Source organism: Kitasatospora sp. NBC_00374 (genome assembly GCF_041434935.1).
Taxonomy (GTDB): domain Bacteria; phylum Actinomycetota; class Actinomycetes; order Streptomycetales; family Streptomycetaceae; genus Kitasatospora.
In genome coordinates this window covers 7460538-7483605 of sequence record NZ_CP107964.1, presented here as the reverse complement: position 1 = coordinate 7483605, position 23068 = coordinate 7460538, and the positions used below count along the sequence as shown (strand labels likewise).

The following is a 23068-nucleotide window of genomic DNA, read 5'->3' as shown; positions in this document are numbered from 1 at the left end:
GCACCGAGACGGCGTTAATTCAGGTGCCGGGACCGCCGGTTGCGGGTAACGTCCCGTCGCACGCCTCCCGATGCGCCGGGCCCCGGTTACTTCCTGACAACACACCGGTTCCCACTTCCCGATCTCGGGAGGCGTCACTTCCGCGCGCCCCGACCGGCCTCGACGCCGGCTCCGCGCCCGCTTTCCGGCCATCCACCAGGGGGACCTCTGCATGACCCGGTTCAACCGTCAACGGACCAAAGGCGAGACCAGAGCAGAGATCCAGACGGAAGTACCGGGCCTGACCGCCGGCGGAGCGACTTCGCCGCTCTCCCTCTACGGACGGTGGACACCGCAGCCCCCGCACCGGTTCCGGCGCGTGGTCTCCGCCTCACAGCTGATCACCAACCAGGCGGGCGGGGCCGGATACGTCCGGGAGCCGAAGGCCGAGCTCTTCCTGCTCGCCGTCTCCCACCTGGTCGGACAGCGCAGCTTCTACGAGAGCACCGGATCCCGCGACGAACGCTACGTCCGACTGGTGCGCGAACTGGCGGTCGGCGCACCGCAGTGGACCCTGGGTCTGCTCCGCTGGCTGCGCACCGAGGGCGGGATGCGGACCGCGTCCCTGGTCGGCGCGGCCGAGTTCGCCCGGGCCCGGCTGGACGCCGGAGCGTGCGGGCTGTCCCGGCAGGCCGTCGCGTCGGTGCTGCAACGCCCTGACGAGCCGGGCGAGTTCCTGGCCTACTGGACCGCCCGGTACGGCCGTCGGCTGCCCCAGCCGGTCAAGCGCGGGATCGCCGACGCCGTCCGGCGGCTGTACACCGGCCGCGCACTGCTCAAGTACGACACCCCCTCCAAGGGCTACCGCTTCGGCGACGTCCTGGAGTTGACCCATCCCGCACCGGCGCCCGACCGGCCGTGGCAGGGGGCACTGTTCCGGTACGCCCTCGACCGCCGGCACCGGCCGGACCACGCCGTACCTCCCGCCGGCGAGCCACTGCTCACCGCGCACCAGGCGCTGACGGCCGTCCCGGTCGAGGACCGCTACGCCCTGGTGACCGGACCGGGCGGGGCCGAGCGGCTGGCGGAGGCCGGAATGACCTGGGAGGCCCTGGCGGGGTGGCTGCAGGGACCGCTGGACGCCGCGGTCTGGGAGGCCGTGATCCCTTCCATGGGGCCGATGGCGCTGGTCCGCAACCTGCGCAACTTCGACCTGGCCGGCGTCGGCGACCGGGCGGCCGCCGAGGTCGCCGCCCGGATCAGCGACCCGGCCGAGGTCGCCCGCTCCCGCCAGTTCCCGTTCCGCTACCTCGCCGCCCACCGCAGCGTCGCCTCCCCGCGCTGGGCGCAGGCGCTGGAGACGGCCCTCGGGCACTCCCTCGCCAACGTGCCCGCCCTGCCCGGCCGGACCCTGGTCCTGGTGGACCGCTCCGGTTCGATGTTCGACCTTCCCAGCGAGCACACCCGGCTCAGCCGAGCGGACGCCGCCGCCGTCTTCGGCGCCGCACTCGCGGTCCGGGCCGAGCAGGCCGACCTGGTCGAGTTCGGCAGCGGCAGCCTGCACATCGACGCCGCCCCCGGCGAGTCGGTGCTCCGCACCGTGGACCGGTTCCACAACATGGGCGGTACCGAGACCGCCGCGGCGGTCACCCGGCACTACCGCGAGCACGACCGGTTGGTCGTCATCACCGACGAGCAGGCGTACCCGACCCCCGGCAACGATCCGTTCGGCGCCGTTCCCGACCACATTCCCGTCTACACCTGGAACCTCGCCGGCTACGGCACCGGCCACACCCCCGCCGGCCCCCTCCGCCACACCTTCGGCGGCCTGAGCGACGCCGCCTTCCGACTGATCCCCTTCGTGGAGTCCGGCAGGGCCACCGGCTGGCCCTGGGAATGACCGCCGCACCGGTCGCCACGGAGCCTCCCTCCACGGCTTGTTGACGGTACGTCAACACCACGGGCCGCCTCCCCCGGCATGCTCGGGCCGCCCCCTTCCGGACTGCCCCGCACCGCATTGACCCCCCTCAGGCCGCTGAGTAGCATCAGCGCGCACCAGCAGCCAACGTCCGGGGCACAGGGCATACCTGTGCGCCCGCCGTGACGTCCGCACGACCCCGGCCCGCTCCACCCCCGACGCCCCGCTGACGCCGCTGGCGCCGAGGTGAGCGACCGGCGACACTCCGTCGCAGCACCGAGGCCGTCCGCACCCGCCCCTTCCGGCCCGCCCCGGCGGCGGCCCGCACGCCCCGCACCGACGAGTCCACGCGCCGCCGATCGAGGAGGTCAACGTATGCCGGGACGGTACTGCCCGACGTGCGGCTCGCTCCGGGCCTCCACCGCCTGTCACGAGAACCTGGGCCGCACCGACGTCGCACCGCCAGCCACCCCGCGCCCGACCCCGCCGTCGGCGACGGCCCACTCCCGGTTCACCGCCGCACCGGCACCGGCACCGACCCCGATCCCGGCCCCGACCGCGACCCGGGCACCGGACCTCGGCACGTTCACCCTCCGGCCCCACCGCACCCGCGGCAGCCACCGCCGGGTCCGCCACCCGCGGCTGCAGCGGGCCCGCCGCAGCGCCCTGCTGGCGAGCACGGGTCTCGCCGTCCTGGGCGGCGGCCTGATGTTCGCGCTCTCCGCCACCCCCGAGGGCCAGGTGGACCGCGCACTTCCCGCGCCGCCCGTCGAACGCCTGGATGCGGCGCCGACCGCCTCCCCGGCCCCGCCGACCGCACCGACCCCGCAGAGATCCCCCTCCGGGAAGCCGGCCAGGCCGGCGCCGACCGGTTCGCCGGCCATCGGACCGACCGACAGCTCCCCCACCGAACCGACCCTCGACCCGAGCCCGCCCCCGGCCACCGATCCGGCGCCCGCGAGCCCCACCCAGACCGAACCGCCCCCGCCCTCGACCTCGCCCACCCCGGTCACCAGCCCTCCGCCGACCCTCCTGCAACCGGGCACCCGCGGCCCCGCCGTGCAGCGGATGAAGAAGCTGCTGCAGCGCATCGGCTGCGTCGACGTGACCAGTACCGACAGCTTCGACCCCGCGACCAGGGATCTGATCATCAGGTACCAGACCGCGCGCAAGGTCAACGACGGCGCGCTGGGCGTCTACGGCCCGCACACCAAGGCGACGCTGGAGGCCGAGAGCAGGTTCGACTGCCGCTGAGCCGCCGGACGGCTGCCCGACGGCCCACAGACGCGACGGCGCGGCTTCATCCGGGGACCTGGCAGGCCGGGCAGAGTTCGAGGCGGCCCTCGATCGTGACGACGGTGCCCCAGGCGCGGCACTCCTGGCAGCCGCGAGCGGCAACGACGTTCGCACGGGGGGCCCGGGCAGGAGCGTAGGGGTGGGCTCCGCGGGTCTCGTTCTGATGCATCTCGGTAGAGTTCTGCATGCGTTTAAGTATGCCACACTCTGCATACGTATACAGAACCACCGGCAACCGGGGTGGTCCGGGCTCAGAAGACCGCAAGCGGGTTGACCGGGGAACCGGTGCCCCGAGGGATGTTCAGGGGCGCCGTGACGAAGAGGAACTCCCACCGAGAGGTGCGCGCGCACGTCTCGGCCAGGGCCTCCAGGTCCATGTTGTCGATCAGAGGCAGCCCCATGGCGGTGATGGCCAGCACGTGGATCGGCGAGTGGACGCCATGGACGGGGCTCGGACGCACGTCGCTGTCTCCGTCGCCGCCCAGCGCAGAGGCCTGCGACGTGTTCAGAACGCACATCGCGCTGGGATGAAGTCCCGCGCTGAGGTCGTCCGCGTCCCACGCGCCCAGCCGCCGCCGTCTGGCAAGGTGGCCCGTGCGGACGAGGAGCACGTCCCCGCACCTGAGCCAGCTGCCCTGTTCCTCGGCGCAGCGGAGCAGCTCCGGGCCGCCGACCGCGTCCCCCGGCTCCAGCCAGTCACGGCCGCGCAGGCGTGCCACATCCAGCAGGACACCACGCCCCACCAGCCCGGGCAGCAGGTCGGTCACCGCACCGTAGGAGGCACCTTGCGACGAGAGGACCTTCCGCGCCCGCACTCCCGCGAAGAGCAGTCCGCGGTACGCGACGTGACAGAGCGCGTCCAGGTGCGTCTGCGCCTTGCCGTGGTAGTCGGAGGCGATGAAGTCCTTGTGTACGGTCGGTTCCGGCGCCGTGACGTCCGCCAGTTCGGTCATCTGGTGCAGCGCCGGCTTGGGGTTGTCGGGCCCTGGAACGCTGTCCCACGGCCGCCCCATGGCGACGACCTCACCGGTACGCACCAAGCCCGCAGCTGCCACACGCCGTGTCGTTTCGACCGGAGCGGGGAGACGGTCGCGGCGCAGCCGATCGAAGAGTGCGTCGAACTCGTCGTGGGTCATCGCCGGTCCGCCTGCGGGCGACGTGCGGCCCGCGGCACGCCGCTCGGGTGGGAAGGCAGAACCACTCATCGCGCTCCTCGCCCCCGCTTCCCCCGCACAGTCGATGATGCGGTGGCGATCGGGGTGCTGCCACCGCAGTGGGTGGACGGGAGCCGAGAGGCGTCGGCACCCGAGGCGGTAGGCCTGGACGTCCGCTCCGCGAGGAGCGGTGCCGGCGCCGCTCGGACGCGAGGCCGGACGGCCGCGGCGATCTGTGGGACCGGATGACAGGCGCCCGACTATGGACAAAGTCCTAATATTGCCCCAAAGGGTGCAAATCATCGAGGTGTGTGCCGTGGCCATCCTGGCAGGTTCCGATGGGGAGGGCGTGGGCCCCGCACGGGCTCGTGAGCGGTTCCTCGGGGGCGGATCGGCCGAGGGAGGGGCGAGAGGTCCGATCTTGAGCTCGTGGCAGCGCTGTCGGTCGCTGGGGCTCTCACCGGACCAGGCCGACCTCCCGTATCGGCACGATCTGGATCTGGACGGCCGTCTCGTCCGGGCTGCCGGACCCGTGCTGGACCGGCTGGAATCCAGGTTCGCGGGCAGTCGGATGAACGTGGCCCTCGCCGACGGGTGCGGGACAGTTCTTCAACGTCGTTTCGGCGAGATGTCCATGGTGAAGCGACTCCCCGCGATCCAGAGCGTCCCGGGCTTCGTGTTCGCCGAGCAGTTCGGTGGGACGAACGGTATCGGTCTCGCACTTGCGGACAGGCAGCTCTGTCACGTCTACGGAGCCGAACACTTCGCCGAGCGCTCCCAGTCGAGCGCCTGCGCGGCGATTCCCGTTCGCGACCCGCTCAGCGGGCGCATCGAGGGCGTCCTCTGCTTCGGCTTTCCGCGCACCGACGCGGACCCTGCGCTGGACGCCGTGATATGCAGGGCGGCCGCTGCCATCGAACGCCGGCTGCTGGAGCAGAGCTCGGCGCGCGAGCGCTCCTTGCTGCACGCCTATCTCGATGCCGGACACCACGTGCGGACCGGGGACGCGACCGGGAACGGGCGGCTGATCGCGGTGGGCGAGATGGCCCAGAGCGACCTGGACCGGAGTGATCAGATGATCCTCGCGGAGCAGGCCGTCGAGCTGATCTCCTCGGCTCAGCGGGCCGCCGTCGAGGTGACCCTGTCCCGCGGCCGACGGGTCACCCTCCTGAGCCGTCCGGTGACGAGTACGTCCGGGGTCGAAGGCGTCGCCATCGAGGCGGTCCTCCACGGCGACTCGCCGCAGCAACTCGCCGCCCCCGCTCACGTCGGCGCGCCGCTCGGGCTCGCGGTGCATTCGACCACCTCCGCCGGCACGCCGCCCCGGCACCTTCCTGGCGCCGTTCCCGGTCCATTCGCCACGACGACCGGCCCGTCCGGCGCATCCGGCACCACCGGTGACACCGCGGGCGGCGTGGCCACCGGGCTCCTGCTCGTGGGCGAACCGGGAGTGGGGAAGTACGCCGTCGCGGCACGCCGCCGTCTGGACCTGCTGTCCGAGGCCAGCACCCGCATCGGCACCACCCTGGACGTGACCCGTACCGCCGAGGAACTCGCCGAGATGGCCGTCCCGCGCCTGGCCGACTTCGTCACCATCGACCTGCCCGAGGCCGTACTGCGCGGCGAGGAGTCCGCCGACCCCCGCAACGACCTGTACCGCACGGTGGTCCACGGTATCCGCGACGAATACCCCTTCTACCCGGTCGGCGAGCGGGTCGACCTTCGCCCCACCACGCCCCATCTCCGGTGCCTGGCCAGCGGGCGGGCGGTGCTGGAACCCGACCTGAGGACGGCCGCCGGCTGGCTTTCCCAGGACCCCGAGCACACCGAGCGCCTCCTCGCGCACGACCTCCACTCCCTCATCACGGTCCCCCTGCTCGCGCGCGGCGTCGTGCTGGGCATCGCCAGCTTCTACCGCTCGCAGGACCCCGCCCCCTTCGGGGACGACGACCGCTCGCTGGCCCAGGAGCTCGCCACCCGCGCCGCCATCTGCATCGACAACGCCCGCCGGTACACCCGCGAACACGCCATGGTCCTGGCTCTGCAGCGCAGCCTGCTCCCGCGCGGCCTGCCCGAGCAGAACGCCGTCGAGGTCGCCCACCGCTATCTGCCCGCCGAGTCCGGCGTGGGCGGAGACTGGTTCGACGTCATCCCCCTGTCCGGCGCCCGCGTCGCCCTGGTCGTCGGCGATGTCGTCGGCCACGGACTGCACGCCGCCGCCACCATGGGCCGCCTGCGCACCGCCGTACACAACTTCTCCGAACTGGACCTCTCCCCCGACGAACTCCTCACCCACCTGGACAATCTCGTGGGGCGCCTCGACGCGGAGGAGAGCAGCGAGGGGCCCGTCGCCGGCAGCACCGGCATCATCGGCGCCACCTGCCTGTACGCCGTCTACGACCCGACCTCGCAGCGCTGCACAGTGGCCCGCGCCGGCCACCCCCCGCCCGCTGTGGTCCGCCCCGACGGCACGGCTGCCCTCGCCGACCTGCCCGCCGGGCCCCCGCTCGGCCTGGGCGGCCTCCCCTTCGAAACCGCCGAGCTCCACCTTCCCGAGGGCAGCCAGCTGGTCCTCTACTCCGACGGTCTCATCGAGGACCGCGAGCGCGACATCGACACGGCCCTCGATCAGCTGTGCCGCAGCCTGGCCCACCCGGACCGCTCGCCCGAGGACACCTGCCGCGCGGTCATGGACGCCGTGGTGCCCGACCACCCCGTCGACGACGTCACGCTGCTCGTCGCCCGCACCCACGCCCTGCACCCCCACCGGATCGCCACCTGGGACCTGCCCGCCGACCCGGCCCGCGTCTCCGACGTGCGCGCCGCCGCCTCCCGAAAGCTGAGCGACTGGGGGCTGGACGAGGTCGCGTTCGCCACCGAACTGGTGCTCAGCGAACTGGTCACCAACGCCATCCGCTACGGCACCGAGCCCATCCAGGTACGCCTGATCCACGATCGCACCCTGATCTGCGAGGTCTCCGACGCCAGCAGCACCGCCCCGCACCTGCGCCACGCGGCCACCACCGACGAGGGTGGCCGCGGCCTGTTCCTCGTCGCGCAGCTCGCCCAGGCCTGGGGCACGCGCTACAACGCCCGCGGCAAGGCCATCTGGGCCGAGTGCGCCCTGGAGGCGCCTGACCGTGTCACCGGCATATCCGGGAGTTATCTGGAGGATATTCCTGCCATCTAATACCTCACCTTTCGAGAATCAAAGGGCCGTAGCGTGTCAGAAATGCGGCGGCCCGGCTCGGATGGTACGAACGGTGCACCGCGAGAAGGCGCAATGCGGAGAAATCGCACCGCCGGGCGCCCAGTAGTGCTCCCCCCGCAGGTCGGGAAGGACTCGGTGGCCAATCCCTGGAGAGGTCCATGCATGACGCTCCCGACACGTCAGTGGGCTCACCAGCGCGCCCGCTCGTCCGCATCCGCGGTCTGAGCAAGCGGTTCGGCGGCACTCTCGCGCTGGCCGGTGTCGACCTCGACATCCACAGCGGCAGCATCCTGGCCCTTCTCGGTCCGAACGGCGCCGGAAAGTCCACCCTCATCAAGACACTCGCCGGGATCTACCACGCAGACGAGGGTGAGGTGACGGTGGCCGGGCACCCGCTCGGCACCGACGCCGCCTCCCGGGGCATGTCCTTCATCCATCAGGATCTCGGTCTCGTCGAGTGGATGACGGTCGCTGAGAACATCGCACTGGTCACCGGTTACCCGCGCCGTCGCGGGCTGATCTCCTGGCGGCAGGCCCGGGAGCGCTGCGCCGAGGCTCTCAGGACGGTCGCCGGACATCTTGACGCCGATACGCGAATCGCCGACCTCGCCCCCGCCGAGCGCTCGCTGGTCGCCATCGCCCGCGCCACCGCGACGCGGGCGGAGCTCATCGTCCTGGACGAGCCGACCGCCAGCCTCCCCGCAGCGGACTGCGCCCGGCTCTTCGACGTGCTGCACACCCTGCGCGGCCGAGGGCACGGCATCGTCTACGTCACCCACCGACTCGACGAGGTGTACGAGGTCGCCGACACCTTCGCCGTCCTGCGCGACGGCCGCCTCTCCAGCTCCGGCCCGCTCGCCGGCCACAGCCCCGGGGACCTGGTGCGCGACATCGCGGGCCGCGAACCGACCGGTCGCCCGAACGGACGGCGGCCCGCCAGCCCCGCCGACGGGCCGGCCGTGCTGAGCCTCGACGGCGTTCGGGCCGAGAACGCCGGACCGGTGAGCCTGGAGCTGCAGGCCGGCGAGATCCTCGCCATGGTGGGCCTCACCGGCGCAGGCCACCTCGACCTGGGCCGCGCGCTCGCCGGCTCCCGGCCGATCCTCGCCGGGCGGGCCCTGCTCCACGGCCGGCCGTACACCCCGCACACGGTCGCCTCGGCGGTCGCCTCGGGCGTCGGTCTCGTGACCGGAAATCGTCAGGATGAGGGCTGCGCCCAGGAACTGACGGTACGTGAGAACTTCCTGGCCAACCCCAGGGCAGGCGGTCTGCCGGCGCTGCACTGGATCAGCCCTCGACGCGAGCGCACCGAGGCCACCGCCCTGATCGAGCGGTTCTCGGTGCACCCCCGCGACAGCGAGGCGCCGATCGCCACCCTGTCCGGCGGGAATCAGCAGAAGGTCATGATCGGCCGGTGGCTCGGGGTGGAGCGGCGGCTGTTGATCCTCGAGGAGCCGACCGCCAGCGTGGACGTCGGCGCCAAAGCCGAGATCTACCGGCTGCTCGACGAGGCGCTGGCCGCCGGCCTCGCGGCGCTGCTCGTCTCCACCGACTTCGAGGAGGTCGCCACCGTGTGCCACCGCGCCCTGGTGTTCGTCCGTGGGAGCGTGACAGCCGAGCTGACCGGCGAGGCCCTCACCGTCACCGAACTCACCCGCGCCGCGTCGGCCATGCCTGGCGTCACCGGCGGTGACACCGACCGAAGTGCGACGGACCGATGACCACACCCCCCTCCCGCCGGTCCCGGCCGGGCCGCCTGGGCGGGCACCTCGTCGGCACCTACGGCCTGCTGGCCCTCACTGGCCTGCTGTTCCTGATCTTCTCGCTCGCCCTGCCGAACACCTTTCCCACCCTCGACAACATCTCTTCGATCCTGTCCAACCAGTCGATCCCCGCAATCCTCGCGCTCGGCGCGACGATCCCCATCGTCACCGGCAAGTTCGACCTGTCCATCGGCTTCGGTCTCGGCCTGGCCCACGTCGTGGTGCTGCAGCTCATCGTCGACGGTGGCTGGCCCTGGCCCCTCGCCTGCCTCGTGGTGGTCCTCGGCGGAGCGGCCTTCGGGACCCTCAACGGTGTCATCGTCGAGTTCGGGCGGATCGACTCCTTCATCGCCACGCTCGGCACCGGCAGCATCCTGTACGCCTTCACCGGCTGGATCACCGGCGGCGCTCGGATCGTCCCCGGTGCGGGCGGCCTGCCGGCTGCCTTCACCGACCTCTACGACTCCAAGTTCCTCGGCCTTCCGGTCTCCGCGTACTACGTGCTCGCTCTCACCGTCGTCCTGTGGCTGCTGCTGGAGCGGCTGCCACTCGGCCGGTACATGTACGTCATCGGCTCCAACACCCGCGCCGCCGAACTCGTCGGCATCCCCACCCGCCGATATAGTGTCCACGCCTTCGCCGGATCGGGCCTGGTCGTCGGGTTCGCCGGTGTCCTGCTCGCCGCGCAACAGCAGATCGGCAACCCGAGCGTCGGCATCGACTACCTCCTGCCCGCCTTCGTCGGCGCGCTGCTCGGCTCCACGACGATCAAGCCCGGACGGGCCAACGCCCTGGGTACCGTCGTCGCCGTCGCCGTCCTCGCCGTCGGCCTGGCCGGTATCGGCCAGCTCGGCGCCGCATTCTGGGTCATCCCGCTGTTCAACGGCGCGACCCTGCTCCTCGCCGTCGGCCTGGCCGGCTACTCCGCACGCCGCCGACTACGCGTCGGCGCCACCGAACCCCGCCGTTCACTCGCGAAGCCGTCGGCCGCGCCGCCGACGGACGGCCCTCCTCCCCAGGACACGCCATGAGCCGCACCGCCCTCGGAGTCGCAGCTCTGCTGGCAGCATCCGTCACCGTCGTGGTCGGCTGCGAGCGCGGCTCGTCGACCAGCACCGGGTCCGCCTTCGCGGGGCCGTCGACGGCCGGTTGCCCGGACACCCTCGCCAAGGCCGAGGGGAACGTCCGGCAGGCGGAGAAGGCCGACGCCCCCTGGAACGGCCCCACCAGCGGCCCCACGGCGACTTCCGGCAAGACCATCGTCTATGTCGCCCAGACCATGACCAACCCCGGCGTGGCAGGGGCCGCGCAGGGCGTCATCGAAGCCGCGAAGGTCATCGGCTGGAGCGTCCGGGTGATCGACGGACAAGGCACGCCCACAGGCATCCAGGCGGCACTCGGTCAGGCGATCGACCTCAAGCCCTCGGGCGTCGTCATCGGCGGCTTCGACCCGGCTCTGACAGCGCAGCAGGTCGCGCAGGCCAACGCGGCGCACATCCCGCTCATCGGCTGGCACGCGGTCGCCTCCTCCGGCCCCAGCGAGAACCCCCTGCTCTTCAGCAACATCACCACCAACGTCGGGGACGTCGCGAAGATCAGCGCGGACTGGATCATCGCGGAATCCGACGGCAGTGCCGGAGTCGTCGTTTTCACCGACGATTCGATCCCGTTCGCCAAGAACAAGTCCGACCTGATCAAAAGCGAACTCGCCACCTGCCCCAGCGTGAACCTGCTGGCCTCCGAGAACATCCCGATCCCGGACGCCAGCAGTCGCACTCCTCAGGCGGTCTCCTCCCTTCTCGCCCGCTTCCAGGGCCAGTGGACGCACTCCGTCGCCATCAACGACCTGTACTTCGCCGATGCCGCACCGGCCCTGCGCGCGGCCGGCAAGCAAGGCGACGGCCCCCCGTTCAACATCGGTGCGGGCGACGGCGACCCCTCGGCCTTCCAGCGCATCAACAGCAGGCAGTTCCAGGCCGCCACCGTTCCCGAGCCACTCTCCGAGCAGGGCTGGCAGATCGTCGACGAGTTCAACCGTGCCTTCTCCGGCGACTCCGCCAGCGGATACGTCGCACCGGTCCACATCGCCACAGCCGCCAATAGCCGTGGGGCCACGGCCTGGGACCCGCCGGGCTACCGCGAGGCGTACCGGAGCATCTGGGGCAGATAGGCGTGGGTTCCGGAATTCAGAACTGCCTGGTGCGGGTGTCGAGGCTGAGGAGCGTGTAGAGGAGGAGGGCGGAGGCGAGGCCGACGGCCCAGCCGTAGTCGGCGAGGGGTTTGAGGAAGGGGATGATGCCGTCGGCAGGGAAGGGGCCCTGTGCGGTGCCATTGGCGTCGACGGTGGAGTAGGAGCCGCCGACGGCGAGGACGCCGCCCACCGTCAGGGCCGTGACGGCGCGCCAGTTCCAGCCGCCGGCGTACCAGTAGCGGCCGCCGGGGCGGTAGAGGTCGGCCAGGTCGAGGTGGGTGCGGCGCAGCAGCCAGTAGTCGGCGATGAGGACGCCGGCGACGGTGCCGAGCAGGCCGCCGACCACGCCCAGCCAGGTGAAGATGTAGACGTGCGGGTCGGCGATCAGCTTCCACGGCATGATGGCGACGCCGACGATGCCGGTGATGAACGCTCCGGTACGGAAGTTGACGAAGCGCGGCAGCAGGTGGGCGAGGTCGTACGCCGGGCTGACGACGTTGGCGGCGATGTTCACGGACAGGGTGGCGACCAGCACCACCAGCAGCGCGAACAGCGTGCCGGCGACGCTGTCCATCTTGGCGGCGAGCGCGATCGGGTCCCAGATCGGTTCGCCGTACACGGCCTGCGAGCCGGAGGTGACCAGGACCGAGAGAAGTGCGAACAGCGTCATGGTGGTGGGCAGGCCGAGGGCCTGGCCGCGGATCTGGGCCTTCTGGCTGCCGCCGAAGCGGGTGAAGTCGGGGATGTTGAGGGCGAGTGTCGACCAGAAGCCGATCATGCCCATCAGCGCCGGGAAGAAGACCTTCCAGAACTCGCTGCCCCAGCCGAGCTTGGAGGGCTGGTCCAGCAGCGGCCCGAACCCGCCCGCCTTGACCGTGATCCAGGCCAGCAGGCCGAGCGCACCGACGATCACGAACGGCGCGGCCCAGTTCTCGAACCGTCGCAGGGTCTCCATGCCCCGCGCGATGATGGCCATCTCGATCACCCAGAAGACGCCGAACGCCAGCCACTGCGTCCAGGGTGCGCCACCGACCTCGGCGGCGTCCTGCCACCACGGGCCGAACAGCTTCCCGGCGAGCAGGAAGATCCCCTCGCCGCCGATCCAGGTCTGGATGCCGAACCAGGCGCAGGCCACCGCCGCCCGCAGCATCGCCGGCAGGTTGGCCCCGCGCAGCCCGAACGAGGCCCGGGCGAACACCGGGAACGGGATGCCGTACTTGGTGCCGGCGTGCCCCGTGAGCAGCATCGGTATCAGCACCACGAGGTTGCCCAGCGCGATGGTGAGGACGGCCTGTTTCCAGTCCATGCCGAGCGCGACCAGCCCCGAGGCCAGCGTCCAGGACGGGATGTTGTGGGCCATGCCCACCCAGAGCGCGAGGAAGTTGTAGGTGGTCCAGCGCCGTTGGGCGACCGGGACGGGGTTGAGGTCCGCGCTGGCGAAGCGGGGGTCGGTGAGGTCCGCCCCGGCGGCGAGTTCGACTCTGCCGTCGGGGTGGGTGGTCTGGGCGATGGACATGGGTGGCCGCCTCCGGGTGTGGGGGTGGCGGCCACCCCACCGTGGGGGTGGCCGCCGGGGAGGAAGTCGGGGATCAGGGCAGGGTCGGGATGATCTGCTCGCCGTAGGCGTCGATGGTGCTCTCCACCGCGTCGTGCATGGCGTAGACGGCGAAGTGGTCGACGCCCAGCTCGCGCAGGTGGGCGAGCTTGGCGCGCTGGGCCTCGGCCGGGCCGATCAGGCAGAAGCGGTCCACGATGTCGTCGGGGACGAAGGTGGTGTCGGGGTTTCCGGCGCGGCCGTGGTGGCTGTAGTCGTAGCCGTGGCGCTCCTTGATGTAGGCGGTGAGCTCCTCGGGGACCATGCCGGAGTGCTCGCCGTAGCGGGAGACCAGGTCGGCGACGTGGTTGCCGACCATGCCGCCGAACCAGCGGCACTGTTCGCGGGCGTGGGCGAGGGCCTGCGGCGAGTCGTCGGCGGTGACGTACGCGGGGGCGGCGACGCAGATGGTGACCTTCGCCGGGTCGCGGCCGGCCTCGGCGGCGGCGGCGCGGACGGCCTTGACCATCCACTCCGTCAGGAACGGGTCGGCGAGCTGCAGGATGAAGCCGTCGGCCTGGCGGCCGGTCAGGGCGAGCGCCTTGGGCCCGTACGCGCCCATCCAGATCGGCAGCGAGGCGCCGGGGCGGATCCAGGGGATGTGCATGTCGGTGCCGTCGACCTCGACCGTGCGCCCCTCGGCGAGTTCCTTGATGGCGTGCATCGCCTGGCTGAGCCGGGCCAGGGTGGCGGGGCTGCGGCCGGCCACCCGCATCGCGGAGTCGCCGCGGCCGATGCCGCAGACGGTGCGGTTGCCGTACATGTCGTTGAGGGTGGCGAACAGGGAGGCGGTCACCTCCCAGGTACGGGTGGAAGGGTTGGTCACCATCGGGCCGACGGTGAGCCGTTCGGTCTCGGCGAGGATGCGGCTGTAGATGACGAAGGGCTCCTGCCAGAGCACCGCCGAGTCGAAGGTCCAGCCGTGGGTGAAGCCGGCCGCCTCGGCGCGCTTCATCCGGTCGATCAGCAGCCGTGCGGGCGGGTCCGTCTGAAGGACAAGGCCGATGTCCACTCTTCTCCTCCTGGGGTTGTCAGCTGAGGTATTGGCAGGTGGCGCGGGGCTGGAAGCGGCCGTGGCCGACCCGGCCGAGCCAGGCGTCGCCGTCCAGCACGACGGTGCCCCGGGAGAGCACGGTCCGGACCTTCCCGGTGATCTCGCGGCCCTCGTACGCCGAGTAGTCGACGTTCATGTGGTGGGTGGCCGCGGAGATGGTCTGGCGGGCGGTGGGGTCGTAGACGACCACGTCGGCGTCGGCGCCGGGGGCGATGGTCCCCTTGCGGGGGTAGAGGCCGAACATCCGGGCGGGGGCGGCGCAGGCGATCTCGATCCAGCGGCGGCGGGTGAGGTGTCCGTCGACCACGGCCTGGTGGAGCAGGTCCATCCGGTTCTCGACGCCGGGCAGGCCGTTGGGGATCTTGGAGAAGTCGCCGCGGCCGAGCTCCTTCTGGCCGACGAAGCAGAACGGGCAGTGGTCGGTGGAGACCACCTGGAGGTCGTCGGTGCGCAGGCCGCGCCAGAGTGCCGCCTGGTGCTCGCGCGGGCGCAGCGGGGTCGAGCAGACGTACTTGGCGCCCTCGAAGTCCGGTTCGGCCAGGTTGTCGGTGGACAGGAACAGGTACTGCGGGCAGGTCTCGCCGAAGACCGGGAGGCCCTGGCCGCGGGCGGCGGCGAGTTCGGCGACGGCCGAGGCGGCGGAGACGTGGACGACGTACAGCGGGGAGCCGGCCACCTGGGCGAGCTTGATGGCACGGTGGGTGGCCTCGGCCTCCAGCAGTTCGCGGCGGACCTCGCCGTGGTAGCGGGGGTCGGTCTTACCGGCGGCCAGCGCCTGTTCGACCAGGACGTCGATGGCGATGCCGTTCTCGGCGTGCATCATGATCAGGCCGCCGTTGTCGGCGCCGCGCTGCATGGCGCGCAGGATGCGGCCGTCGTCGCTGTAGAAGACGCCGGGGTAGGCCATGAAGAGCTTGAAGGAGGTGATGCCCTCCTCGACGAGCAGGTCCATCTCCTTCAGGGTGGACTCGTTGACGTCGGACATGATCATGTGGAACGCGTAGTCGATCGAGCAGCGGCCCTCGGCCTTGTCGTGCCAGGTGTCCAGGCCGGCCCGCAGGGGGGCACCGACGGACTGGACGGCGAAGTCGACGATGGTGGTGGTGCCGCCCCAGGCCGCGGCCCGGGTGCCGGTCTCGAAGGTGTCGGAGGCGGCGGTGCCGCCGAACGGCAGCTCCATGTGGGTGTGCGCGTCGACGCCGCCCGGGATGACGTACATCCCGGTGGCGTCGATGGTGCGGTCGGCCGTCCAGCCGTCGGCGACGGAGCTGCCGGTGGCGGCGAGCGCGACCACCTGCTCGCCCTCGATCAGCACGTCGGCGCGCAGTTCCTCGGCGGCGGTGACCACCAGGCCGCCGTGGATCACGGTACGGGTCATGGCGGTTCCTCTCAGGCTCCGGTGAGCGGGCCGTAGGCGTCGGGGCGGCGGTCGCGGTAGAAGGCCCACTGCTGGCGGACCTCCTCGATCCGGTCGAGGTCGAGGTCGCGGACGACCAGTTCCTCGTCCTTGTCGGAGGCCGGCTCGCCGACGAACTGCCCGCGCGGGTCGACGAAGTAGGAGGTGCCGTAGAAGTCGTTGTCCCCGTACTCCTCGACGCCGACCCGGTTGATCGCGGCGATGTAGTACTCGTTGGCGACGGCGGCGGCCGGCTGCTCCAACTGCCACAGGTAGGCGGACAGGCCGCGGCTGGTGGCCGAGGGGTTGTAGACGATCTCGGCGCCGGCCAGGCCGAGGGCGCGCCAGCCCTCGGGGAAGTGCCGGTCGTAGCAGATGTAGACGCCGACCTTGCCGACGGCGGTGTCGAAGACCGGCCAGCCGAGGTTTCCGGGCTTGAAGTAGTACTTTTCCCAGAATCCCTTCACCTGCGGGATGTGGTGCTTGCGGTATTTGCCGAGGTACGACCCGTCGGCGTCGATCACGGCGGCGGTGTTGTAGTAGAAACCGGACTGCTCGATCTCGTACACCGGTACGACGATCACCATGCCCAGTTCCCGGGCCAGGCTCTGCATCCGCCGGACGGTCGGCCCGTCCGGTACCGGCTCCGCCCAGGCGTAGTGCTCCGGCTCCTGCACCTGGCAGAAGTACGGGGCGTTGAAGACCTCCTGGAAGCCGATGATCTGCGCTCCGTCGGCGGCCGCCGCCCGGGCGGCCCGCTCGTGGGCCGCGATCATCGTCTCCTTGTCACCCGTCCACGCGGTCTGGAACAGGGCGGCGCGCACCACTCGACTCATCGGTCTTCTCCTTCGACGAAGGCGCTGTAGACCGTCGAGCGTAGAAGTTCCCGGGCGTCCTGTGCAGTGCCACGCTGTAACGCCACGCGGGCCAATTCGTTGCGCGGCGAAAGGGTGTCCACCGGATCATCGGACTTTCCCTAGCGGATATCCATGGCGACGGGGTTTCCGTGACATTCCGGCAGGGAAAAGGAGCCGTCACCGTCCCGGCCAGATCGGCGACACCGCCGAGCACCAGGCCCACGGGTGTGCGGCGGGCGGACGGCGGCGTCCACCCCAGGGCCCGGCGGCGGAGCGTGGCACAAACCCGGTGAACCGCGCCGGTGACCGCGCTAGGTTGGCGTCGCCCGCCCCGGGACCGGGGCCGCAGCCGACCGACCCGGGGGATCCGCATGCCCGACCAGCCCGACCAGCTCGACCAGCCCGACCGGGAGCTGCTGCCCGGCACCCGCCGCGCCCTGCTGCACCGCCTCGCCACCGCGCAGGCCGAGGGCCGTACGCCGTCGATGCTGGGCGCCGTGGTGCGGGACGGCCGGCCGGTCTGGGCAGGCGCCCGGAGCATGCTGGACGGCCACGCCCCCACCGACGACGTGCAGTACCGGATCGGCTCCCTCACCAAGACCTTCGCCGCCGTGCTGGTGCTCAGGCTGCGCGACGAGGGGCTGCTCGACCTGGCCGACCCGATCGAGCGCCATCTGCCGGGGACCGTGGCCGGCGCGGCGACCGTGGCCCAACTGCTCTCGCACACCTCGGGCCTGGCCGCCGAGACTCCCGGGCCCTGGTGGGAACGGACCGACGGCGCGCTGCGCCCGGAGCTGGCCGACGTGCTGCACGGACAGCCGCTGCGGCACCCCGCCGGGCGGCGCTTCCACTACTCGAATCCCGGCTACGCGCTGCTGGGCGCGCTGGTGGAACGGCTGCGCGGCGAGGAGTGGGGGCAGGTGCTGCGCCGGGAGGTGCTGGAGCCCCTCGGTATGACCCGCACCACGCTGCTGCCCGAGGCCCCGCACGCGGGTGGCTTCGCCGTCCACCCGTGGGCGGACGCCATGCTGCCCGAGCCGCTGACCGACACCGGCCGGATGGCAGCGGCCGGTCAGCTCTGGTCCACGGCGGCCGACCTGGCCCGCTGGGCCGCGTTCCTGGCCGCCGGCGACGGGAAGGTGCTGGCGCCGCAGACGCTCGCCGAGATGCGCCGGCCCGCGGCCGTCCCGGAGGGCGAGGACTGGTCGGCCGGCTACGGCCTCGGCCTCCAGTTGCTGCGCCACGACGGCCGGCTGCTGTACGGGCACACCGGCTCGATGCCGGGCTTCCGGGCCGGCCTGTGGGTCTGCGAGAGCGAGGGGGTCGCGGGGGTCGCGCTCGCCAACTCGACCTCGGGCACGCCGAGCCCCGCGACGGTCGCCGCGGACCTGGTCCGGATCGTGGCCGAGCACGAACCCCGGCTGCCCCGGCCCTGGCGCCCGCTGGCCGACCTGGACCAGGCGCTGCTGGCCCTGACCGGGCCCTGGTACTGGGGAGCCCAGGCCTTCGCGCTGCGGCTGCGGGACGGACGGGCGCTGGAGCTCGCGCCGCTGGGCCCGCCGGGCGGCCGGGTCTCGCGGTTCCGGGCCGAGGCGGACGGCAGCTGGACCGGCCTGGACGGGTACTACGCCGGCGAGAGCCTGCGGGTGGTCCGGGCGCCCGACGGCTCGGTCGGGCACCTGGACCTGGGCTCGTTCGTGCTGACGCGGGAGCCGTACGGGCCCGCCGACGCGGTGCCGGGCGGCGTCGACCCGAAGGGCTGGCAGGCGTTCTGAGCCGGTCCGGGCCCGCCGGGCGCCGCCCCCGGCGGGGGCGGCGCCCGGTGCCCGCCGTACACGCCTTTGCCCGGGGTGATCCCGAGCAGGCAAGATAGGCCGGTGACCCTCCTGGACCTGATGCCGAAGCCCGCCACGCCCGACGCCCTCTACGAGACCTTCGCCGAATGGACGGCCGAGCGCGGTATCACGCTGTACCCGGCCCAGGAGGAGGCCCTGATCGAGCTGGTCTCCGGGAACAACGTCATCCTGGCGACCCCGACCGGCTCGGGCAAGAGCCTGGTGGCGGCCGGCGCGCACTTCGCCGCGCTCGCCGAGGGCAAGCGGACCTTCTACACCGCGCCGATCAAGGCCCTGGTCTCGGAGAAGTTCTTCGACCTGTGCAAGATCTTCGGCACCGAGCAGGTCGGCATGATGACGGGTGACGCCAGCGTCAACCCGACCGCGCCGATCATCTGCTGCACCGCCGAGGTGCTGGCCAACATCGCCCTGCGCGACGGCGACCGGGCCGACGTCGGCCAGGTGGTGATGGACGAGTTCCACTTCTACGCGGAGCCGGACCGCGGCTGGGCGTGGCAGATCCCGATCCTGGAGCTGCCGCACGTGCAGTTCCTGCTGATGTCGGCCACCCTCGGCGACGTCCGCCGCTTCGAGGATGACCTCACCCGCCGCACCGGCCGCCCGACCACGGTGGTCCGCTCGGCCACCCGCCCGGTGCCGCTGTTCTACGAGTACCGCCGCACCACCATGCACGACACCCTGGAGGAGCTGCTGAAGACCGGTCAGGCGCCGGTCTACGTCGTGCACTTCACGCAGAAGGAGGCGGTGGAGCGGGCGCAGTCGCTGATGAGCATCAACATGTGCTCGAAGGCGGAGAAGGACGCCATCGCCGACCTGATCGGCGGGTTCCGCTTCACCACCAAGTTCGGCCGCAACCTCTCCCGGTACGTGCGGCACGGCATCGGCGTGCACCACGCCGGCATGCTGCCGAAGTACCGCCGCCTGGTCGAGCGGCTCGCGCAGGCCGGACTGCTCAAGGTGATCTGCGGGACGGACACCCTGGGCGTCGGCGTCAACGTGCCGATCCGCACGGTGCTGTTCACCGCGCTCTCCAAGTACGACGGCATCCGGGTGCGCACCCTGCGGGCGCGGGAGTTCCACCAGATCGCCGGGCGCGCGGGCCGGGCCGGCTTCGACACCGTGGGCCAGGTGGTCGCGCAGGCGCCGGAGCACGTGATCGAGAACGAGAGGGCCGTCGCCAAGGCCGGGGACGACCCCAAGAAGAAGCGCAAGGTGGTCCGGAAGAAGGCGCCGGAAGGTTTCGTCGGATGGACGGAGGAGGGCTTCGAGAAGCTCATCGCCGCCGACCCGGAGCCGCTGGTCTCCCGCTTCAAGGTCAGCCACGCGATGCTGCTCTCGGTGATCGGCCGCCCGGGCAACGCCTTCGAGGCGATGCGCAAGCTGCTCACCGACAACCACGAGGAGCGCCCGGCCCAGCGCCGCCACATCCGCAACGCGATCGCGATCTACCGCTCGCTGCTGGACGGCGGCGTGGTCGAGCGGCTGCCCGAGCCGGACGCCGAGGGCCGGATCGTCCGCCTCACCATGGACCTGCAGGAGAACTTCGCGCTCAACCAGGCCCTGTCCACCTTCGCCCTGGCCGCCTTCGAACTGCTCGACCCGACCTCGCCCTCGTACGCGATGGACGTGATCTCGGTGGTCGAGGCGACCCTCGACGACCCGCGGCAGATCCTCGCCTCGCAGCAGAACAAGGCCCGCGGCGAGGCGATCGGCGAGATGAAGCGCGACGGCATCGAGTACGAGGAGCGGATGGAACGGCTCCAGGAGATCACCTACCCGAAGCCGCAGGAGGAGCTGCTCACCCACGCGTACGACGTCTACCGGCGCGCGCACCCGTGGATCGGCGACCACCCGCTGCAGCCGAAGTCCGTGGTCCGCGACCTGTACGAGCGGGCGATGACCTTCAGCGACTACGTCGGCCACTACGACCTGGCGCGCACCGAGGGCATCGTGCTGCGCTACCTGGCCGGCGCGTTCAAGGCGCTGGAGCAGACCGTCCCCGAGGACATCAAGACGGACGACCTGAAGGACGTCATCGCCTGGCTCGGCGAGCTGGTCCGCCAGGTCGACTCCAGCCTGCTGGACGAGTGGGAGCAGCTGGCCAACCCGACCGACCCGCAGGCCCCCGAGGTGCGTCTCGACGACAAGCCGGCGCCGGTCACCGCGAACGCGCGGGCCTTCCGGGTGCTGGTGCGCAACGAGATGTTCCGCCGGGTCGAGCTCGCCGCACTGGAGAACTACCGGGAGCTCGGCGAGCTGGACGGCGAGTACGGCTGGGACGCGGACCGCTGGGCGGACGCCATGGACGCGTACTGGGAGGAGTTCGACGACCTGGGCACCGGGCCGGACGCGCGCGGGCCGAAGATGCTGCTCATCGAGGAGGACGAGGAGGAGGGCTCCTGGCGGGTCCGGCAGATCTTCCACGACCCCGAGGGGCACCAGGACTGGGGCATCAGCGCGGAGGTCGACCTCTACGGCTCGGACGAGGAGGGCCGCGCGGTCCTGCGGGTCACCGCGGTCAACCGGCTCGACGGCTGAGGCCGGCCTGCCCGTCCCACCGGTCCGGTGGGCCGGGCAGGTCGGGCAGGCCGGGTCACATCCAGATGAACGGCAGGCCGGCCACGTTGGCGAGGACCCGGGTGGCGTCGTCGAGGCCGTGCTCGGTGTCGGGCGCCGTGCTGCGCAGGTCGGCGAAGCGCGAGACGGTGACGGTCAGGTAGTGGCCGACCGCGGCGACCCGGTGGGTGGTCAGCGGCGGCTTGCCGGCCGGCGGCGCGGTCGGGGCGGCGACGCCCTCGGGCTGGACGAAGAGCAGCGCGGGCGTGGCCTCGCGCAGCGCCTCCTCGGCCTTGAGGGCGCTCGCGTCGTCGGCGAAGCGGAGCACCGTCACGCTGCTCTGGACCTGCTGGTCGAGCCGGGTGAAGGAGACTCCGAGGTAGCCCTGGCAGCCGGCGTCGTGCAGCGGGTCGTGGGCGCGGTCCTGGAGGATCTCGGCGCAGTCCGAGCCCTGGCGGGCGCCGGTGCGCCGTCCCTTGTAGCCGTCCTGGTCGATGCCGCGCTGGGCGGGGAAGTACCGCTCGGCGAGGAAGGCCTGGGCCTCCGTCATGGGCTGCGCCGGGGCGACGCCGGGCGCGGGGGTACCCACGGCGGGCTTGTCGCTGGTCGGGCCGAGGCCGGGGAGCAGGTCGCCGGGGTTGGGGCGGGTGACCACCCAGCCGACGGCGACGGCGGTGCCGGCCAGCACCGCCCACAGGGCGACCCGGCCACCGGTCACCCGGCGTCCCCGGCTTCGGGCGGGTGCCGCGTGGTGCTGGTGGTCGGCCGGTGACGAGGTGCGCTCCCCCTGCGTGGTCATGGCGGAGATTCTAAGCAGCCCGTCGTATCGGTCCGATCATGGGCCCGGATTGGCCGCGCAGACGCCCTCCGCGCGCCCTCCGCCTGCGCCGTGCGCCGGGGGGGGGCGTGACCCGCGCCACTACCCGCGGCGTCCGCACTGTGACAACTCGCACACCTCGGAGCGGATCTTCTGGCGGGTTCCCTCTGGCGAAACGCGAGCTCCCCCAGGCAGGATCAGGCGCATGGATCTGCTCGACACCCTCACCGCCAAGGGCCTGCGCCGGGAACTCCCCACCCGCGAGGAAGCCCTGGCCGTTCTCGCCACCACCGACGACGAGCTGATGGACGTGGTCGCGGCCGCCGGGCGGGTCCGCCGGCAGTGGTTCGGCCGCCGGGTCAAGCTCAACTACCTGGTGAACCTCAAGAGCGGTCTCTGCCCCGAGGACTGTTCCTACTGCTCGCAGCGGCTCGGCTCCAAGGCCGAGATCCTCAAGTACACCTGGCTGAAGCCCGACCAGGCCGCCGAGGCCGCGGCCGCGGGCCTGGCCGGCGGCGCCAAGCGGGTCTGCCTGGTCGCCAGCGGCCGCGGCCCGACCGACCGGGACGTCGAGCGGGTCGCCGACACCATCTCGGCCATCAAGGACGCCCACGAGAACGTCGAGATCTGCGCCTGCCTCGGCCTGCTCTCCGACAACCAGGCCGAGCGGCTGCGCGCGGCCGGCGCCGACGCGTACAACCACAACCTCAACACCTCCGAGGGCACCTACGGCGACATCACCACCACCCACACCTACGCGGACCGGGTGGACACCGTGAACAAGGCGCACGGCGCGGGCCTGTCCGCCTGCTCCGGCCTGATCGCGGGCATGGGCGAGAGCGACGAGGACCTGGTCGACGTGGTCTTCGCGCTGCGCGAGCTGGACCCGGACTCGGTGCCGGTCAACTTCCTGATCCCGTTCGAGGGCACCCCGCTGGCCAAGGAGTGGCACCTCACCCCGCAGCGCTGCCTGCGGATCCTGGCGATGGTCCGGTTCGTCTGCCCCGACATCGAGGTGCGGATCGCCGGCGGCCGCGAGGTGCACCTGCGCACGATGCAGCCGCTCGGCCTGCACATCGCCAACTCGATCTTCCTCGGCGACTACCTGACCAGCGAGGGCCAGGCCGGTCAGGCCGACCTGGAGATGATCAAGGATGCCGGTTTCACCGTCGAGGGCGCCGAGGAGGTGACCCTGCCGCAGCACCGCGCGCACGTCACCGCCGGCTGCGGCTCGGCCCCGGCGGCCGCCGACGCCTGCGGCTCGGGCGGCGGCTGCGGCCCCTGCGGCGGACACGGCGAGCAGGCTCCGGAGCCGGTCGCGGACACGGCCCGGGAGCCGGCCGACAACGACGAGCTGCGCAGCGACCTGGTGAAGGTCCGCCGCCGCGGCGCGGGCACCGAGCTGGCCCCGAACGCCTGAGGTCCG

16 protein-coding genes are annotated in these 23068 nt (G+C 72.0%); 9 read left to right on the top strand and 7 right to left on the bottom strand.

Annotation, left to right across the window (positions count from 1 at the left end; genetic code table 11):
* Positions 1–211: 211 nt before the first annotated feature.
* Together OG871_RS33140 and OG871_RS33135 are read left to right on the top strand one after the other, a co-directional pair.
* On the top strand, positions 212–1879 hold the full coding sequence (locus tag OG871_RS33140; protein ID WP_371501856.1) for a TROVE domain-containing protein: 1668 nt from the start codon (positions 212–214) through the stop codon (positions 1877–1879).
* Positions 1880–2272: 393 nt separating this feature from the next.
* The gene (locus OG871_RS33135) at positions 2273–3151 is read left to right on the top strand and encodes a peptidoglycan-binding domain-containing protein (protein WP_371501855.1); all 879 of its coding nucleotides are present in this window, start codon (positions 2273–2275) and stop codon (positions 3149–3151) included.
* A gap of 46 nt (positions 3152–3197) precedes the next feature.
* On the opposite strand, the gene OG871_RS33130 is transcribed toward OG871_RS33135, so the two are convergent.
* Entirely contained in the window at positions 3198–3380 is a 183-nt protein-coding gene (locus OG871_RS33130; RefSeq protein ID WP_371501853.1) for a hypothetical protein, read from the bottom strand.
* A 64-nt stretch (positions 3381–3444) separates the two neighbouring features.
* Entirely contained in the window at positions 3445–4329 is an 885-nt protein-coding gene (locus OG871_RS33125) for a cyclase family protein (protein ID WP_371501851.1), read from the bottom strand.
* A 280-nt stretch (positions 4330–4609) separates the two neighbouring features.
* Between OG871_RS33125 and OG871_RS33120 the strand changes: the two genes are divergently transcribed.
* The 4 genes from OG871_RS33120 (at position 4610) to OG871_RS33105 (ending at position 11491) form a co-directional block, all read left to right on the top strand.
* A complete protein-coding gene (locus OG871_RS33120; protein ID WP_371501850.1) occupies positions 4610–7537 on the top strand; it encodes a SpoIIE family protein phosphatase in 2928 nt (975 codons plus the stop codon).
* Positions 7538–7716: 179 nt separating this feature from the next.
* Complete coding sequence (locus tag OG871_RS33115) at positions 7717–9279, top strand: sugar ABC transporter ATP-binding protein (RefSeq protein ID WP_371501849.1); 1563 nt, start codon at positions 7717–7719, stop codon at positions 9277–9279.
* Positions 9276–10352, top strand: a complete 1077-nt coding sequence (locus OG871_RS33110; protein WP_371501847.1) for an ABC transporter permease — start codon at positions 9276–9278, stop codon at positions 10350–10352. Before OG871_RS33115 ends, OG871_RS33110 begins: the two co-directional genes overlap by 4 nt.
* A complete protein-coding gene (locus tag OG871_RS33105) occupies positions 10349–11491 on the top strand; it encodes a substrate-binding domain-containing protein (protein WP_371501845.1) in 1143 nt (380 codons plus the stop codon). The genes OG871_RS33110 and OG871_RS33105 overlap by 4 nt, the downstream gene beginning before the upstream one ends.
* Positions 11492–11507: 16 nt before the next feature.
* Here OG871_RS33105 and OG871_RS33100 read toward each other — a convergent pair whose 3' ends face one another.
* From OG871_RS33100 to OG871_RS33085, 4 genes are all read right to left on the bottom strand, one after another.
* Complete coding sequence (locus tag OG871_RS33100) at positions 11508–13028, bottom strand: NCS1 family nucleobase:cation symporter-1 (protein ID WP_371501844.1); 1521 nt, start codon at positions 13026–13028, stop codon at positions 11508–11510.
* A gap of 73 nt (positions 13029–13101) precedes the next feature.
* Entirely contained in the window at positions 13102–14118 is a 1017-nt protein-coding gene (locus OG871_RS33095) for a TIGR03842 family LLM class F420-dependent oxidoreductase (RefSeq protein ID WP_371501842.1), read from the bottom strand.
* Positions 14119–14137: 19 nt separating this feature from the next.
* The gene (gene hydA / locus OG871_RS33090; protein WP_371501840.1) at positions 14138–15538 is read right to left on the bottom strand and encodes a dihydropyrimidinase; all 1401 of its coding nucleotides are present in this window, start codon (positions 15536–15538) and stop codon (positions 14138–14140) included.
* An 11-nt stretch (positions 15539–15549) separates the two neighbouring features.
* Positions 15550–16392, bottom strand: a complete 843-nt coding sequence (locus OG871_RS33085) for a nitrilase-related carbon-nitrogen hydrolase (RefSeq protein WP_371501838.1) — start codon at positions 16390–16392, stop codon at positions 15550–15552.
* A 392-nt stretch (positions 16393–16784) separates the two neighbouring features.
* Between OG871_RS33085 and OG871_RS33080 the strand changes: the two genes are divergently transcribed.
* Both OG871_RS33080 and OG871_RS33075 read left to right on the top strand, forming a co-directional pair.
* Complete coding sequence (locus OG871_RS33080; RefSeq protein ID WP_371501837.1) at positions 16785–18188, top strand: serine hydrolase domain-containing protein; 1404 nt, start codon at positions 16785–16787, stop codon at positions 18186–18188.
* A gap of 120 nt (positions 18189–18308) precedes the next feature.
* Positions 18309–20807: a DEAD/DEAH box helicase gene (locus OG871_RS33075; protein WP_371503489.1), complete on the top strand. Its 2499-nt coding sequence runs from the start codon at positions 18309–18311 to the stop codon at positions 20805–20807.
* Positions 20808–20862: 55 nt separating this feature from the next.
* On the opposite strand, the gene OG871_RS33070 is transcribed toward OG871_RS33075, so the two are convergent.
* Positions 20863–21624, bottom strand: coding sequence for a hypothetical protein (locus OG871_RS33070; protein WP_371501836.1), 762 nt, complete (start codon positions 21622–21624; stop codon positions 20863–20865).
* A gap of 223 nt (positions 21625–21847) precedes the next feature.
* Here OG871_RS33070 and bioB point away from each other — a divergent pair, with 223 nt between their 5' ends.
* Positions 21848–23062 (top strand): biotin synthase BioB, encoded by a 1215-nt coding sequence (bioB, locus tag OG871_RS33065; RefSeq protein WP_371501835.1) that lies wholly within the window; start codon positions 21848–21850, stop codon positions 23060–23062.
* Positions 23063–23068 lie beyond the last annotated feature (6 nt).

What these genes read in the sequence shown, in the direction of transcription:
- OG871_RS33140 (WP_371501856.1), top strand. Translation starts at nt 212, where the DNA reads ATGACCCGGTTCAACCGTCAACGGACCAAAGGCGAGACCAGAGCAGAG.
- OG871_RS33135 (WP_371501855.1), top strand. Translation starts at nt 2,273, where the DNA reads ATGCCGGGACGGTACTGCCCGACGTGCGGCTCGCTCCGGGCCTCCACC.
- OG871_RS33130 (WP_371501853.1), bottom strand. Translation starts at nt 3,380, where the DNA reads ATGCAGAACTCTACCGAGATGCATCAGAACGAGACCCGCGGAGCCCAC.
- OG871_RS33125 (WP_371501851.1), bottom strand. Translation starts at nt 4,329, where the DNA reads ATGACCCACGACGAGTTCGACGCACTCTTCGATCGGCTGCGCCGCGAC.
- OG871_RS33120 (WP_371501850.1), top strand. Translation starts at nt 4,610, where the DNA reads ATGGACAAAGTCCTAATATTGCCCCAAAGGGTGCAAATCATCGAGGTG.
- OG871_RS33115 (WP_371501849.1), top strand. Translation starts at nt 7,717, where the DNA reads ATGCATGACGCTCCCGACACGTCAGTGGGCTCACCAGCGCGCCCGCTC.
- OG871_RS33110 (WP_371501847.1), top strand. Translation starts at nt 9,276, where the DNA reads ATGACCACACCCCCCTCCCGCCGGTCCCGGCCGGGCCGCCTGGGCGGG.
- OG871_RS33105 (WP_371501845.1), top strand. Translation starts at nt 10,349, where the DNA reads ATGAGCCGCACCGCCCTCGGAGTCGCAGCTCTGCTGGCAGCATCCGTC.
- OG871_RS33100 (WP_371501844.1), bottom strand. Translation starts at nt 13,028, where the DNA reads ATGTCCATCGCCCAGACCACCCACCCCGACGGCAGAGTCGAACTCGCC.
- hydA (WP_371501840.1), bottom strand. Translation starts at nt 15,538, where the DNA reads ATGACCCGTACCGTGATCCACGGCGGCCTGGTGGTCACCGCCGCCGAG.
- OG871_RS33085 (WP_371501838.1), bottom strand. Translation starts at nt 16,392, where the DNA reads ATGAGTCGAGTGGTGCGCGCCGCCCTGTTCCAGACCGCGTGGACGGGT.
- OG871_RS33080 (WP_371501837.1), top strand. Translation starts at nt 16,785, where the DNA reads ATGCCCGACCAGCCCGACCAGCTCGACCAGCCCGACCGGGAGCTGCTG.
- OG871_RS33075 (WP_371503489.1), top strand. Translation starts at nt 18,309, where the DNA reads ATGCCGAAGCCCGCCACGCCCGACGCCCTCTACGAGACCTTCGCCGAA.
- OG871_RS33070 (WP_371501836.1), bottom strand. Translation starts at nt 21,624, where the DNA reads ATGACCACGCAGGGGGAGCGCACCTCGTCACCGGCCGACCACCAGCAC.
- bioB (WP_371501835.1), top strand. Translation starts at nt 21,848, where the DNA reads ATGGATCTGCTCGACACCCTCACCGCCAAGGGCCTGCGCCGGGAACTC.